General features: G+C 62.8%; 12 protein-coding genes. 2 read left to right on the plus strand and 10 right to left on the minus strand.

What is annotated here, in order from left to right:
- Nucleotides 1-27: 27 nt before the first annotated feature.
- The 5 genes from QYQ99_RS10585 to def are packed head-to-tail and all read right to left on the minus strand — an operon-like array spanning nucleotide 28 to nucleotide 3152.
- Nucleotides 28-360, minus strand: a complete 333-nt coding sequence (locus tag QYQ99_RS10585) for an AzlD domain-containing protein (protein WP_302092590.1) — start codon at nucleotides 358-360, stop codon at nucleotides 28-30.
- A complete protein-coding gene (locus tag QYQ99_RS10590; RefSeq protein WP_302092591.1) occupies nucleotides 357-1127 on the minus strand; it encodes an AzlC family ABC transporter permease in 771 nt (256 codons plus the stop codon). The genes QYQ99_RS10585 and QYQ99_RS10590 overlap by 4 nt, the downstream gene beginning before the upstream one ends.
- Nucleotides 1124-2089: a methionyl-tRNA formyltransferase gene (gene fmt, locus QYQ99_RS10595; protein WP_302092592.1), complete on the minus strand. Its 966-nt coding sequence runs from the start codon at nucleotides 2087-2089 to the stop codon at nucleotides 1124-1126. The genes QYQ99_RS10590 and fmt overlap by 4 nt, the downstream gene beginning before the upstream one ends.
- Before the next feature lie 42 nt (nucleotides 2090-2131).
- Nucleotides 2132-2629: a hypothetical protein gene (locus tag QYQ99_RS10600; protein WP_302092593.1), complete on the minus strand. Its 498-nt coding sequence runs from the start codon at nucleotides 2627-2629 to the stop codon at nucleotides 2132-2134.
- Between the two features lie 10 nt (nucleotides 2630-2639).
- A complete protein-coding gene (def, locus tag QYQ99_RS10605; RefSeq protein WP_302092594.1) occupies nucleotides 2640-3152 on the minus strand; it encodes a peptide deformylase in 513 nt (170 codons plus the stop codon).
- 203 nt (nucleotides 3153-3355) lie between these two features.
- On the opposite strand from def, the gene QYQ99_RS10610 reads away from it, so the two are divergent.
- The gene (locus tag QYQ99_RS10610) at nucleotides 3356-4543 is read left to right on the plus strand and encodes a LysM peptidoglycan-binding domain-containing protein (protein ID WP_302092595.1); all 1188 of its coding nucleotides are present in this window, start codon (nucleotides 3356-3358) and stop codon (nucleotides 4541-4543) included.
- Nucleotides 4544-4556: 13 nt separating this feature from the next.
- A complete protein-coding gene (gene dprA, locus QYQ99_RS10615; protein ID WP_302092596.1) occupies nucleotides 4557-5750 on the plus strand; it encodes a DNA-processing protein DprA in 1194 nt (397 codons plus the stop codon).
- Nucleotides 5751-5878: 128 nt separating this feature from the next.
- Here the strand turns inward: dprA and QYQ99_RS10620 are convergent, their stop codons facing one another.
- The 5 genes from QYQ99_RS10620 to QYQ99_RS10640 form a co-directional block, all read right to left on the minus strand.
- A complete protein-coding gene (locus QYQ99_RS10620) occupies nucleotides 5879-8278 on the minus strand; it encodes a DUF1631 domain-containing protein (protein WP_302092597.1) in 2400 nt (799 codons plus the stop codon).
- Between the two features lie 56 nt (nucleotides 8279-8334).
- The gene (secF, locus tag QYQ99_RS10625; RefSeq protein ID WP_302092598.1) at nucleotides 8335-9291 is read right to left on the minus strand and encodes a protein translocase subunit SecF; all 957 of its coding nucleotides are present in this window, start codon (nucleotides 9289-9291) and stop codon (nucleotides 8335-8337) included.
- An 11-nt stretch (nucleotides 9292-9302) separates the two neighbouring features.
- Entirely contained in the window at nucleotides 9303-11201 is a 1899-nt protein-coding gene (gene secD / locus QYQ99_RS10630; RefSeq protein ID WP_302092599.1) for a protein translocase subunit SecD, read from the minus strand.
- Nucleotides 11202-11289: 88 nt separating this feature from the next.
- Nucleotides 11290-11622 carry a preprotein translocase subunit YajC gene (yajC, locus tag QYQ99_RS10635; RefSeq protein WP_302092600.1) on the minus strand — a complete coding sequence of 111 codons (333 nt, stop codon included), beginning with the start codon at nucleotides 11620-11622 and terminating at the stop codon, nucleotides 11290-11292.
- Nucleotides 11623-11984: 362 nt separating this feature from the next.
- Nucleotides 11985-15563 carry an indolepyruvate ferredoxin oxidoreductase family protein gene (locus QYQ99_RS10640; RefSeq protein ID WP_302092601.1) on the minus strand — a complete coding sequence of 1193 codons (3579 nt, stop codon included), beginning with the start codon at nucleotides 15561-15563 and terminating at the stop codon, nucleotides 11985-11987.
- Nucleotides 15564-15618 lie beyond the last annotated feature (55 nt).

Genomic DNA, 15618 nt, shown 5'->3' on the forward strand with positions numbered 1-15618 from the left:
CAGCTCCTGTTTTGTCGGGTCTTGAGGCTACCAGCCCAGACCGATATGCAGCGGCAGATAAATCGCCATCCCTAAAGCAATGGTGCCAAGAATGCTGCGCTTGTAAAAAAAATACACCACCGAAGCAGCCAGCGCAGGCAATCGCGCATCGGCCAGACTGCCTATCAGCTGACCATTGCTCATCACGATCTCGGGCGCAATCACCGCTGCCAGGGCCGCCAACGGCGCGTATTTGAGCCCGCGCTTGAGCCAGTTGGGCAGCGGCAGCTCACGCTCGGGGATCATGAAGAAAGCACGCGTGATCAGCGTGATGAGCGCCAGACCGATGCAGGCAACGATGACCCAGAAACTGCTCATCATGACCGCTCCTCCTCATCCTTCACCGCAGGCAGCCGGCTGGCCTGCTTTTGCAGCTGCTCGGCCGTCAGGCCTGCAGCCACGGCGGCAGCGATCGCCACCAGGATATTGAGCTTGAGCGGCAGCGCAAAAGCCGCCACGGCTGCCGTACAGGCTACGATCGAGGCCACCCAGGTTGCGCGGTCCTTGAGCATGGACAACAGCACGCCCAACAACGCCAGCACGCCGGCGAAGCCCAGCCCCCAGGACAGAGGAATCTGATCGGCCAGGAAAATGCCCAGCGTGGACGGGATCTGCCAGGCCACCCAGTTGGTCAGCGCCGCACCCCAGAAATAGGGCAGTTGCTCGGGCTGCGGCCTGGCCTCTGGGTAGCGGCGCATGAAGTTCACGAAAATCACATCGCCGCTGAAATAGGCGACCGCCAGACGGTGACGCAGACTCAGGTTGGCGAAATAGCTGCGCCACATGCTGGACAGGATCACAAAACGCAGGTTCACGCAGATGGCGGTGAACCAGACCACCCACAGCGGAGCTCCCACGGCCATCAGCGGCAGCACGGCCAACTGGGCACTGCCCGCATAGACAGTCAAGCCCATGAGCAGCGCCAGGGGAACGGAAAGGCCGCTTTTGACCATGGCCACGCCGGTCACCAGACCCCAGGCGGCAATGCCCAGAGCGGTGCCACCCATCTCTTTGGAGCCGACCCAGAAGAACGGATCCCTGACTATCGATTTCGCACGCTGACCCAGCGTGAGCACCATATCCGTCATACCTCGCCAGCATCCTCGCCCAGTTGCGCGCCTGCGGGCAACTCGAAGCCACGCAGAAAATCGCCTGCGGCCAGGCGCTTGCCGCCCGCGCGCTGCAGCAGCGTCATATTGAGGACGCCACTGCCACAGGCCACGCGCACGCCCCGGGCATCGGCTGACAGCACGCAGCCGGGCGCGCCGCTGCCTTGCTGGGCCTGTGCTTCCCAGACCTTGATGGCTTCGCCGCCCAGACTGGTGGCACCGCCGGGGAAGGGATTGAAAGCACGCAGGCGGCGCGCAATGACGTCGGCGCTTTCGCTCCAGTCGATCAGGCTCTCGGCCTTCTCGATCTTGTGTGCATAGGTCACTCCATCGGCAGGCTGTGGCGTGCGATTGAGACCTCCGCAGGCCGCCATTTCCAGCGCTTGCACAATCAGGCGGCCGCCCAGCGTGGCCAGCTTGTCGTGCAGGCTGGCCGTGGTGTCGTGCGCAGAAATCGGCAGACGCTCGATCACGCACATATCGCCGGTATCCAGGCCGGCATCCATCTGCATGATGGTGACGCCGGTTTCGGCATCGCCGGCCTCGATGGCGCGATGAATCGGCGCTGCACCGCGCCAGCGCGGCAGCAGGCTGGCGTGAATGTTCAAGCAGCCCAGGCGCGGCGTATCGAGCACCCATTGGGGCAGGATCAGGCCATAGGCAGCCACCACCATCACATCGGCCTGGGCGGCATCGATAGCGACCTTTGCGGCAGCGGCGTCTTCGGGATATTTACCGTCCAGACGCAGGCTCAGCGGCTGGGCCACGGCAATGCCATGCTCCAAAGCGCACTGCTTGACGGGAGAGGCTTGCAGCTTCATGCCGCGCCCGGCGGGGCGATCCGGCTGCGTCAGCACCAACGGGACTTCAAAACCTGCAGCCAGCAGACTCTCCAGGGCCACGCGCGCAAATTCGGGCGTGCCGGCAAAAATGACTTTCATGGGGCTCACAAATTAAAAAGGCAGCCGTCGGCTGCCAGATGTTCAAAGATGCGGTTCTTTGAAGTAGATGCTCTCATCGGTGAACATGACCTTCTGAACCACCCCTTGCGGGTCTATGTGCACGTGGGCACGCCGAGCAAAGGTATTGTCCAGAAAACGGTAGGTCCAGATGTCACCTTTGAAACTGTAGACCCTCTCGACTATGGCGGGCGGACCAAACACGCGGTAGACATCGTCACGGGTGTCAACGCCGTTGCGCAACGCGAAAAAATGCGCCGTATTCAGCACCTGCTCCACACGCACCAGCTTGTGCCGGGCATCGAAATCCATGTGATAGACCTGCTGACCAGCCGGCTGCTGGCTATAGACCAGACGCTGGCCGCCGTCGGGCAGAGGCACGACCAGGGTGGGTTTGCCCATGCCTTTTTCCACCTCGGCCTGAGGCAGGCCGGGCTTTTGCCACTGGGGCACCATACAACCCGCCAAACCCAACGTCAGCAGACTGGCGGTCAACAGTGTTTGCAGGCGAGGCAGGGACATGGGACTCCGATCAGGCCCTCAGGGCTTGCTTTTGTGCCTTGACCAGCTTGGTCTTGATGCGATTGCGCTTCAGCGGCGAGAGGTACTCGACAAACACCTTACCCAGCAGGTGATCCATCTCGTGCTGGATACAGATGGCCAGCATGCCTTCGGCGTCGATCTCACGGCTGTTGCCGCGCTCATCCAGGGCCTTGACCTTGACGGCAATGGAGCGCTCCACGCCGTCGTAGATGCCGGGCACGGACAGGCAGCCTTCCTCGCCAAGCTGCTTTTCCTCGCTGGCCCAGAGAATCTCGGGGTTGATCAGAGTCATGGGCTCATTGCGCTTCTCGGACACGTCAATCACGATGACGCGCTCATGCACATCAATCTGCGTCGCGGCCAAGCCGATGCCCTGGGCGTCATACATGGTCTCGAGCATGTCTTTCACCAGAGTCTGGATGCGCTCATCCACCTGCGCCACGGGCTTGGCGACCTTGTGAAGACGGGGATCGGGATAGCAGAGGATGGAAAGAATGGCCATGGTGTCTTGGTAAATCTGTCGTTATTGTCCCAACATTTGACGCCAAACGCTTGTCACGCCCTCAATAAACATTGATCTATCGAGGCCTTGCATCGAGAATTTCGACACATTTGTAGGACTTATTGGCTGGCTATGCCAAGATCGGCCACAGTGCGGCGACGCGAGGGACGCTGCAGCAAACGAATCCCGCCAGAAGGAATTTCATGACCGCATTTGCCACTGCACGCACCTTGAGCATTGGAGCCACATTGCTTGCAGCCCTGACTTCGGTCCATGCCCAAAGCTATCCTGTGACCGCCACCCAGCGCTCCACCGCACAGCAAGTCGCTCAGCAAGGCATCCCCGAGAACGAACTGGCGTCCAACGCTCCCGCGCAATACACCGTCAAGCGTGGCGACACTCTATGGAGCATCTCGGGCATGTATCTGCGCCAGCCCTGGCGCTGGCCCGACCTCTGGGGCATGAACCTCTCCAGCATCGCCAACCCTCATCTGATCTACCCCGGCCAGATGCTGTATCTGGTGCGCAGCAACGGCTATGCCCGCCTGTCGACCACTGCCCCCAACGGCGATTCCGAGGTAGTGCGTCTGTCGCCGCAAACGCGTGAATCGTCACTCAACGACCTGGCCCTGCCCACGCTGCCGCCGCATCTGATCGAGCCCTTCCTGGCCGAGCCGCTGGTGGTGGACAGAATGGCCCTGGCACAGGCACCGCGCATCATCGCCACCCAGGACAAGCGCGTGCTCATGGCCAATGGCGATCGCGCCTATGTGCGCAACTCCGGCGGTGCGCTGATCACCACCGGCAAGGGCCAGCCCGCGAGCTACCGCATCTTCCGCGATGCCACGCCCCTCAAGGATCCCGTCACCGGAGAAATCCTGGGCTACGAAGCCAAGTACCTGGGCAGTGCCACCGTGGCACGTAGTGAAACATTGCTTGAATCCGCGCCAGGCCAGCCTGTACAGACCACGCCTGGAACAGTGGACATCATCCGCTCCAAGAACGAAATCCGCGCCGGTGACCGTCTGCTGCCCTCGCCCGAGCAGCAGTATCTGAGCTATGTGCCCCATGCCCCGCGCCAAGCGGTGGATGCCGCCGTGGTCTCCATCTACGGCGACTCGGTGGGCTATAACGCGGCTCAGAATCAGGTCATTGCCATCAACAAGGGGGCTCGGGACGGCATGGACGTCGGCACGGTGCTGGAACTCGTCAACAGGGGCAATGTCATCGTGGACAAGACCAGTCCCAGCCGTGACCGAGTGAAGCTGCCCGACGAGGCCAATGGCTATGCCATGGTCTTCAAGGTGTTTGACCGAGTTTCCTACGCGCTCATCACCACGGCCCAGCGCGGAGTGAATGTGGGCGATGGCCTGCAGTCACCCCTGCCCTGAATGGAGCGTGAGCATGGTATCGCCCCCGTCACAAGATGCGCACCATGCCCTACCCGATGCCGAAGCTCTGGCCTGGCTGCGCCTGCTGCTGACACCAGGTCTTGGACGCACCACGGCACGCCGCCTACTGGCCAGCGCCGGTAGTGCAGACGCGGTCTGGCAGCTGCCGCTGTCCACATGGGCGGAATGCGCCACTCAGGCTCAGATCAAGGCTCTGACAGCGCTTCCGGCTGACTGGGAAAGGCATTGCACCACCCTGGCTCGATGGCTGGCCTCGCCCGCACCGGGGACCTTGCACACCGTGATCCATCTGGGCAACTCTCAATATCCGGACTGCCTGCTGCAGACCGAAGACCCCCCCCTGCTGCTGTTTGTCCAAGGTCCAGCAACACTGCTGGCATCTGCCCGGCCCTGGTTCCCCTATCCCGCCACCCTGGCCATGGTGGGCAGCCGCAATCCATCCGCCCAGGGCGTCATCAATGCGCGCAGCATGGCGCAGGCACTGGCCGAGCAAGGGCTGTGCATAGTCTCAGGTCTGGCACGCGGCATCGATGCAGCAGCCCATGAGGGGGCACTCCAGGCCCGCTCAGGCCCCAACCCCTGTACCATTGCCGTCGTCGGCACCGGACTCGATCAGGTCTATCCGCGCGCGCACGCCAAACTGGCGCAGCAAATTGCGCTCCATGGGCTGGTCATCAGCGAATACCCGCTGGGCAGCGAGCCCTTGCCCAGGCATTTCCCTCAGCGCAACCGCATCATCTCCGGCCTGTCGCAAGGCACCCTGGTGGTGGAAGCCGCCTTGCAGTCTGGCTCGCTCATCACGGCCCGTCTGGCCAACGAGCAGGGGCGTGAAGTCTTTGCCATGCCCGGCTCCATCCACGCGCCGCAGGCCAAGGGCTGCCATGCGCTGATACGCCAGGGGGCCAAGCTGGTGGAAACCGCTGACAATGTGCTTGAAGAGCTTCAAGGACTGAAGCTCGTACCAACCAAAGCCGAGCAAGCGCAAGAAGCTATCAAAAATAAAGCGCCGACACCCGAGAGCCCGTTGCTGCAGGCGCTGGGCCATGACCCCATGACACTGGAGTCCTTGAGCGATCGCACGGGCTGGGATGCCGCCCATTTGCAGGCGCAGTTGATGGAGTTGGAGCTCGACGGCCTGGTCGCGCGCCTGCCTGGCGGCCTCTACCAGCGACTTACTCAAAGCTGAAACGCCCCAAAACCGGCATATCCCGACAAGACCACGCCAAGCAGGGGCCGCTCCGCGCCGAAGGTTTCACTCCCCTTCCCTGGCGCAGCGCCTAGAGAAAGGGAAAAGATACAAAGCACCTCAGGTGCTTAGACCAGTCTTTCCGGATTCGCCTGGATTTTCTGCAGTGCATCGCGCGTGGCGCGCACCGTCAGGGCTTCGGCATCATGCACCGCGAGCAAGCCGGCCTGCAGATAGGTCGCCATGCGCTGCGCCTGCAGCAGATAGCAATGTCCATCCAGCGAGGCGAACAAATGCAGATGCTTGCGACGGCTATGCCAGACATATTGCACCTGCACACGGGCACCGTTGTGGTCCAGCGTGAACCAGCGACCGCTTTCCAGCGACTGAGCCCACTCCAGCATGGCGGGCTCCACCGGGCTGTCCGTGTTGGCAATGACGTTCAGATCGCCCGCATCCACGCCCAGCATCAGCTCTATGCTCTCGCTGGACAGCGGCAGATCGTCGAGCTTGCCATCCTCGCTGATGTATTTTTCCAGCTCCGCCAGGCGCTTGGCCATGGCCTCGATACGCTCGGTCGGAATGGCCGCCGTCTTGGACATGAAGGCCTGTGCCAGCGTATCGGTCAACATCTTGATCGCGGTCGACTGTGCCTCGCCCGTCACGCTCACCAGCTCCAGCCCTTCACGCAAGGTCTGCAGCAAGGTCGGCAAGCCCTGGATGACACGCGCGCGCTCCTGACGCAGCGGCTTGGCGCTGGCCGACCAGACCAGCTCGCTGGCCGCCTGCTTGAGGCGCATGGCCCGCGCATCCTTGGCGCCATAGCGCACAGTGGCCATGGCCAGCACATCGGCCCAGGACTTGAAGAGAAAGTCTCGCACCTCTTCGCGCACCGGCATATCAGTGAGCATATTGCGCAGCTCGATGGTGTATTGGATGGCCAGCGTCTCCTTCTGCTCCACCTGCTGAGCCACGCTGGTGATCTTGGCCGTGGACCGATGCTGGGCAAAGTGCCTGGTGAGAAATTCCTCGAACTCGCGCAGCACCAGGGCGAAGACCTTCTGCCCGGTTTCAGGGTACTGCTCTATCACCTGGACCACGCGGCGGATCTCGGTCTCCAGCGCATTGCCATTGATGCTGCTGGCATCAAAGCCCATGACGCAGGAGCCCATGCGGTCGATCAGCTTGCGCGCCGGGTGGTTGAGATCGCTGAAGAACTGCGGCTCGGCCAGGGCCACGCGCAAAACGGGGACCTGCAAGCGCGCGAACCACACGCGAATGGACGGCGGCAGCCGGTCTTCCGAAAGAATGCTCTGGAACATCAGCGCCACCACCTCGATGGTCGCCTTCTCGCTCTTGGTCTCGGCCTTTTGCTTCCAGTCAGCCGAGCGCTCGCGCACCAGATTGACCAGCTGGCCGATCGCTGCCTGGCTGTAGTCCATGGCAGGCATGGCCATTGCCGAACCGACCCCGGACGGATACTGGGCCTGGAGCTCGGCCGCCATCAGATGTTGCTGCTCCTGCAGCGCCTGCGCCAAAGCGGCAGACGCCGGCGGCATGGGAACGACAGGCGTGCCTGGCATCAGACCTGGAATGCCGACCGCAGGCTGGCTCAGCACCTGGCGCAGCTGATTCATGGCATCCAGCGCGCGATGTCGCGCCCGCGCCAGCATGCCCAGGCCGGCGCTGGCGCCTGGCGGCAGGATCAGTCCTGGGGCCATCCCGGGCCCGGCGCCCAGGCCGGCTGCCATACCGGCCGGCATGTACTGCATGGCAGAGTTGGCCCAACCCGCATCGGACGCATTGCCATAGCCACTGCTGGCACCCAGATGCATGGCACCGGTGGACGGGCCGCCCTCGGTACGTCGCACGCGCAACGGAGCATCCTGGGCCTTGCTGACTCCCTTGGCATCCAGCAGCTTGTGCAGGATGCTGTATTCCGACTCCATCAGCGGAGCCAGCGCATTCTGCAAGGGCTCCACGGCCCTGAGCAAATGCTTGCGCTCCATGCCGCTGCCCAGCCATTGCTCGACCAGATGCAGGCAGATGGTCTCTGCACGGAACATGTCCTGGGAAGCCAGTTCATGGCCCTCCAGTGCCTGGATACGCAGGCGCATGGCCTCGAAACCGGGCTGCAGCGTTTCTCCCATGGCCAGGGCCATGCGAGAGGCAAGAATCTTGTTTTCGACGACCTCGTCGCTGAGCAGCTCGAAGGTCAGCGGAGCCGAGCCCGACGAGTGGCTCTCCGCACTGCCAGAGCGCGGCTTGCGCGCAGCCTGCTGCAGCGCCTGGGCGCATGCCTGCAACCACGCATCCTTGTTCTGCTGAAAGCCGACCCAGGCCTCGCGCCACTCCTGCATCTCCTTGGCAGTGGAGACGACACTGCTCTGGTTGGAGAGGAATTCATCCAGTTGCTGAGCGACCTTGGGCAGGCCCTGACAAATGCCATGGACCCAACGCAAGCGCGCCTGCCAGCCCAGCTGTTGCGGGGCCGCAGGCGCGGTGGAGGAAGACTGCGAGAGAGCCATTCCCTAAGTGTAATGGCGGCAGAAGCAGTTATGCACCTGCCGCAATGGTCAAAGCTTCAGACCACGGCCCCCGAGTTGGGATCATTCGGATCCTGCGGCCCGGACTTGGCTGGAGCCTTGACCAGATCTTCGCGCTTGACGCCCAGCCACATGGCAATGGCAGCCGCCACGAACACCGAAGAATAGATACCGAACAAGATACCGATCGTCAGCGCCAGTGCAAAGTAATGCAGGCTGGGGCCGCCAAAGAAGAACATGGACAGCACCATGGCTTCGGTCGAGGCGTGAGTGATGATGGTCCGGCTCATGGTCGACGTGATGGCGTGGTCGATCACCTCGTGGGTGCTGAGCTTGCGGAACTTGCGGAAGGCCTCCCGGATACGGTCGAAGATCACCACGGACTCGTTGACCGAGTAGCCCAGCACGGCCAGCACGCCTGCCAGCACGGACAGCGAGAACTCCCACTGGAAGAAGGCAAAGAAGCCCAGGATGATGATCACGTCGTGCAAGTTGGCAATGATGGCCGCCACACCGAACTTCCACTCGAAGCGGAAGGCCAGATAGATGATGATGCCCAGCACCACCATGCCCAGCGCCATCAGGCCGTTGTGCATCAGCTCATCGCCCACCTGCGGGCCGACAAACTCGGTGCGGCGCAGCGTGACCTCTGCATCCTCGGCCTTCAGTGCAGTGATCACCCGCTCACTTTGCTGAGCAGTCGTCACGCCCTTTTGCACGGGCAGACGAATCATCACATCCTTGGATGTACCGAAATTCTGCACGATCACATCGGCATAGCCGAGCTTGGAAACGGTTTCACGCACCTTGCCGATGTCGGCAGGCTGGGTGTAGGCCACTTCCATGACCGTACCGCCCGTGAACTCCACGGACAGATGCAGGCCGCGCGAGAACAGGAAGAAAACGGCCAGCGCAAAGGTGATGAAGGAAATCGCGTTGAAGACCAACGCGTACTTCATGAACGGAATGTCTTTTTTGATGCGGAAGAACTCCATGATCTTCCTCCTTAGTTGTTGCCGCCGCGGCCGGCCACGGAACGGTGACCCTCACCCTCAGGCTTCCAGACCTGACCGATGGCAAGGCTCTTGAGCTTCTTGCGACCGCCATACCAGAGATTGACCAGGCCACGCGAGAAGAACACGGCCGAGAACATGCTGGTCAGAATGCCGATGCAGTGCACCACGGCAAAGCCACGCACCACACCAGAACCAAAGGCCAGCAGTGCCAGACCCACAATCAGGGTGGTCACGTTCGAGTCCAAAATGGTGTGCCAGGCATGCTCGTAACCGGCATGGATCGCCGCCTGGGGCGAGGCACCGGCACGCAGCTCTTCGCGAATGCGCTCGTTGATCAGCACGTTCGAGTCGATGGCCACACCCAGCGCCAGCGCCATGGCGGCAATGCCGGGCAGGGTCAGCGTGGCCTGCAGCATGGACAGAATGGCCAGCAGCAGCAACACGTTGATGCCCAGAGAGATCGTGGAGATCACGCCGAACAGCATGTAATAGACACACATGAAGGCAGCAACGGCCACCATGCCCCAGACCACGGAGTGGATGCCTCGGTCGATGTTGTCGGCGCCAAGGCTTGGGCCGATGGTGTATTCCTCGATGATCTCCATGGGAGCGGCCAGCGAACCGGCGCGCAGCAGCAGCGAGGTGTCGTTGGCTTCAGCCGTAGTCATGCGACCCGAGATCTGCACGCGGCCGCCGCCGATTTCGCCACGAATCACGGGAGCCGTCACCACTTCGCCCTTGCCCTTTTCGAACAGGATGATGGCCATGCGCTTGTTGATGTTCTCGCGCGTCACGTCCTTGAAGATGCGCGCGCCCTTGGCATCCAGCACCAGGTTGACGGTGGGCTCCTGGGTCTGGCTGTCAAAACCGGGCTGGGCATCCGTCAGGTTCTCACCGGTCAGGATCACCTGCTTTTGCACGATGATGCTCTGGCCGTTGCGGTCCAGGTATTTCTCGGAGCCGAAAGGCACGGGGCCGGAGCCCATCTCGGCAGCACGCGCTTCGGCGGACTCGTCCACCAGGCGCACTTCCAGCGTGGCGGTACGGCCCAGAATGTCCTTGGCCTTGGCCGTGTCCTGCACGCCGGGCAGTTGCACCACGATGCGGTCCAGACCCTGCTGCTGGATCACAGGCTCGGCCACGCCGAGTTCGTTGATACGGTTGTGCAGCGTGACGATGTTCTGCTTGAGCGCCTGCTCCTGCACCTTGCGCAGGGCCTCGGGCTTGATCGAGGCCACCAGCTTGAAGCCAGTGCCATCGGGCGAGGAAGCGGCCACCAGATCGGGGAACTGATCCGTAATCAGGTTGCGCGCCGCCGTCAGCGTGGCTTCGTCGCGCACGCGAATGGTGACGTTGTTGCCGTCGCGGCTGACACCGCCGTGACGGATGTTCTTGTCGCGCATCGAAGAGCGCAGATCGCCCGCATAGCTCTCGGCCTTCTTGGTCAGGGCCGCTGCCATGTCCACCTGCAGCATGAAGTGCACGCCGCCGCGCAGGTCCAGGCCCAGATACATGGGCTTGGCGCCGATGGCCGTCAGCCAGTCGGGCGAGCGCGACACCAGGTTCAGCGCCACGATGTAGGAGGGGTCGGTGGGATCGGCAACCAGAGCCTTCTCGATGACGTCCTTGGCCTTGAGCTGCTCATCAGGCGTATCGAAGCGGGCGCGCACCGAAGTGCCTTCCAGCGACATTGAAGTGGCTTTGACGCTGGCCGCGCTCAAGGCAGATTCCACCTTTTGCAGCACAGCGTTGTCCACCTTGACGGTGGACTTGGCCGAGGACACCTGCACGGCAGGCGCTTCACCAAAGAAATTGGGCAGGGTGTAGAGCACCCCCACCAGCAGCGCGATCACGAGGATCGCGTACTTCCAGACCGGGTATCGGTTCATGATCGCGCTCTTTGTTTTACAGCAACGCACAACGGGTACGCGCACTCTGCTCGAGCGCCGTACCCCTCAAAATCCACAGCAGGCAGGCTTACTTGGCCGTGCCCTTGGGCAGCACCTGCACCACAGCGGAGCGCTGGATCTGGACTTCCACACCGGAGGCCACTTCGATGTAGATGAATTGCTCGGCCATACGGGTCACGGTGCCGATGATGCCGCCGGCGGTAGCCACTTCATCACCCTTGGCCAGCGCCTCGATCATGGAGCGGTGTTCCTTCTGACGCTTCATCTGGGGACGAATCATCACGAAGTACAGCACCACGAACATCAGCACCAGAGGCAGCATGCCGGTGAGCGAACCCATGAAGCCGCCTTCAGCAGCGGCGGCAGGAGCGGTCTGGGCGAAAGCAGAAGAAATGAACACGAAAAAGACTCCGAAAGAGTGAATTTGTCAGGAATAGGTCCCGGCAGGCACGCACTTGCGCGATCTCGCCAGGTCAGCGGGACATTGTATTCGGCTGGCTTGTGCCCAAGATTGGCATGGGCAGCCGCGCAGCACAGGCATTCCCTGATGCGATGCGGACCTCCCGTCCCACATCAACAACACCTACAAAAAGCATAGCTATCAGCGCACTACCTGTATTATTTTTTAATGTTTTATATTTGAATATCAGTCAATACAAGCGCTTGCAACTATCAATCAGATAGTGCCACCAGCGTCGCGCCTTTGGCCATGAATACAAAGGCCGGGTCGCCCCGGCCTTGTTGTGATGCGCCTCGGCGCAATTAGTTCACTGCCATCAGCTTGACCGCTGGTGCAGCGGGTGCAGCCGAGCCATTCCAGCGCGTCATCAACGACTGCCACTTGATGCGCGCAGCCGCCAGATGGTGCTCCTTCACATGGCCGTAGCCTCGAATGTCTTCGGGGATGGAGGCGATCTCCACAGCCAGCGCCAGCTTGTCAGCCGTCAGACCTGCCAGCAAGGTGTCGATGCACTGGCGGTATTCGACGATCAGGGCGCGCTCGGTGCGGCGCTCCTCGGTGCGACCGAAGGGATCGAGTGCCGTGCCGCGCAGTCCCTTCATGCCGGCCAGCCAGCCCATGGCCTTGCGCATCCAGGGGCCATAGGACTTTTTGAGCAGATGGCCCTGCGCGTCCTTCTTGGCGAAACCGGGGGGCGCGAGGTGATGCACGAGCTTGTAGTCGCCCTCGAACATGTCGCTGATCTTCTGGGTGAACGCCGCCTCGGTGTGCAGACGCGCCACCTCGTACTCGTCCTTGTACGCCATCAGCTTGAACAGATAGCGCGCCACGGCCTGGGACAGGCGCGTGCCCTGGGCCAGCGGCTCTTCCGCCGCGCGCACCTTGGCCACGAAGTCGCTGTACTGCTGGGCATAGGCCGCGTTCTGGTAGGCCGTGAGGAACTCCACACGCTTGTCCAGCATTTCCGCTAGCGACGGCTTCTTGACGAACTGGATCACCTGCGATGCCTGATACAGAGCGCGCACTGCCTCCAGATCGTGGGCGCAGCGGCGGCCCCATTCAAAGGCCTCCTGGTTGCGCGCCACCTGCACGCCGTTGAGCTCCATGGCGCGCATCAGCGAGGCATGGCTCAGCGGCACCTTGCCCTTTTGCCAGGCGTAGCCCAGCATCATGGGGTTGGCGTAGATGCTGTCGCCCAGCAAGGCCGTGGAGGCCTTCTCGGCGTCGAAGCTGCCCAGGGCGCCATGACCCACGGCCTCGGCCAGCGCCGTGGCGCAGCGTGCGGCAGGCGACTGCCAGTCGGGGTTGCCCACAAAGCTGGCCGTGGGCGCGGCATGGCTGTTGAGCGCCACATAGGTGCGCCCCGGCTGCATCACGGACAAGGTGGTGGGCGTGGCCGCCACGATGGGGTCGCAGCCGATGACCAGATCGGCCTTGGCCATGTCCACCTTGGTGGTGTAGATGGCATCGGCGCGGTTGGCGATCTGGATATGGCTCCAGGTGGAGCCGCCTTTTTGCGCCAGACCGGCCGCATCCTGCGTAACCACGCCCTTGCCTTCCAGGTGTGCGGCCATGCCCAGCAGCGAACCGATGGTGATCACGCCCGTGCCGCCGACACCGGCCACCACGATGCCCCAGGCCTGCTCGGCCACGGGCACGATGGGCTCGGGAATATTGGGCAGGGCTTCCAGGCTGCCCTTCTTGTCCTGCTTGGGCTTCTTGAGCTGACCGCCCTCGACGGTGACGAAGCTGGGGCAGAAGCCCTTGACGCAGGAATAGTCCTTGTTGCAGCTGTTCTGGTTGATGCGGCGCTTGCGGCCGAACTCGGTCTCCACGGGCTCCACCGACAGGCAGTTGGACTGCACCGAGCAATCGCCACAGCCCTCGCAGACCAGCTCGTTGATGACCACGGTCTTGTCGGGCGTGGATAGCAGGCCGCGTTTGCGGCGGCGGCGCTTTTCGGTGGCACAGGTCTGGTCGTAGATGATGGCCGTGCAGCCCGTGAGCTCGCGGAACTGGCGCTGGATCGCATCGAGCTCGTCGCGGTGGTGCACGGTCACGCCCTCGCCCAGCTTCACGCCATCGTATTTCTCGGGCTCGTCGGTGACGATGACCAGCTTGCGCACGCCTTCGGAGAGCAGGCTGTTCATGATCTGCAGCACCGAATGGCCTTCGGGCCGCTCGCCCACGCGCTGGCCGCCCGTCATGGCCACGGCGTCGTTGTAGAGCACCTTGTAGGTGATGTTGGTGCCGGCCGCGATGCTCTGGCGAATAGCCAGCAGCCCGCTGTGGAAATAGGTGCCGTCACCCAGATTGGCGAAGACATGGGCTTCCTTGGTGAAGGGCGCCTGTCCCACCCAGGTCACGCCCTCGCCGCCCATCTGCGTGAAGGTGCTGGTGCGACGGTCGGGCATCCAGGTGGTCATGTAGTGGCAGCCGATGCCGGCCACGGCGCGCGAGCCTTCGGGCACGCGTGTCGAGGTGTTGTGCGGGCAGCCGCTGCAAAACCAGGGCGTGCGATCGCCCGTGGAGACTTCCTTGGCCGCCTTGATCGCCGCTTCGCGGGCGTCGAGCACGGCCAGACGCTGCTGCATGCGCGTTTGCACATGCTCGGGCACGCCCAGCTTCTTCAGGCGCTGGGCAATGGCGCGCGCAATGATGGCGGGGGTCAGATCGGCCGTGGGGCGCAGCAGCCAGTCGGTGCTGGGGTTGGGCAGCGACCATTCGCCGCCATGCTCGTCGCTGAACTTGCCCACCACATTGGGGCGCACGTCGTCGCGCCAGTTGTAGAGCTCTTCCTTGATCTGGTATTCGATGACCTGGCGCTTTTCCTCGACCACCAGAATCTCCTGCAGGCCGCGCGCGAAATCGCGCGTGATGGTGGCCTCCAGCGGCCAGACCACATTCACCTTGTGCAGCCTGATGCCCAGCTGGTGGCAGGTGTCCTCGTCCAGCCCCAGATCGGCCATGGCCTGGCGCGTGTCGTTATAGGCCTTGCCGCTGGCGATGATGCCGAAGCGGTCGCTCGGTCCCTCGATCACGTTGTGGTTGAGCTTGTTGGCGCGCACATAGGCCAGGGCCGCATACCACTTGTAGTTCATCAGCCGCGCTTCCTGCTCCAGCGGCGGATCGGGCCAGCGGATATGCAGGCCGCCGTCGGGCATCTGAAAGTCTTCGGGCAGGATGATGTTGACGCGATCCGGGTCCACCAGGACCGAGGAGGAGGACTCCACCACCTCCTGGATCGTCTTCATGCCCGACCACAGGCCCGAGAAGCGGCTCATGGCAAAGGCATGCAGGCCCATGTCCAGGATGTCCTGCACATTGCTGGGGAAGAACACCGGCGTACCGCAGGCCTTGAAGATGTGGTCGCTCTGGTGCGCGGCCGTGGAGGACTTGCTGATGTGGTCGTCGCCCGCGATCGCAATCACGCCGCCATGCTTTGCCGTGCCCGCCATATTGGCGTGCTTGAACACGTCGGAGCAGCGGTCCACGCCAGGCCCCTTGCCATACCAGATGCCGAAGACACCGTCGAACTTCTTGGTTTCGGGATAGAGATCGAGCTGCTGCGTGCCCCAGACGGCCGTGGCGCCCAGCTCTTCGTTCACGCCGGGCTGAAAGACGATGTGATTCGCCTCCATATGCTTTTTGGCGGCCCACAGCGACTGGTCGTAAGTGCCCAGGGGCGAGCCGCGATAGCCGCTGATGAAGCCGGCGGTATTGAGTCCGGCCTGCGCATCGCGCAGCCGCTGCAGCATGGGCAGTCGGACCAGGGCCTGCACGCCGCTCATAAAGGCGCGGCCGCGGGCCAGGGAATATTTGTCGTCCAGAGTCACAGACTCCAGGGCACGACGGACTTCATCGGGCAAAGGGGCATTCATGGCTTGTCTCCATGTGGGTGACCACCCGTGGCAGCTGTTGGCTACCAGAGCAGCA

The organism is Comamonas testosteroni (assembly GCF_030505195.1).
Lineage (GTDB): Bacteria > Pseudomonadota > Gammaproteobacteria > Burkholderiales > Burkholderiaceae_C > Comamonas > Comamonas testosteroni_G.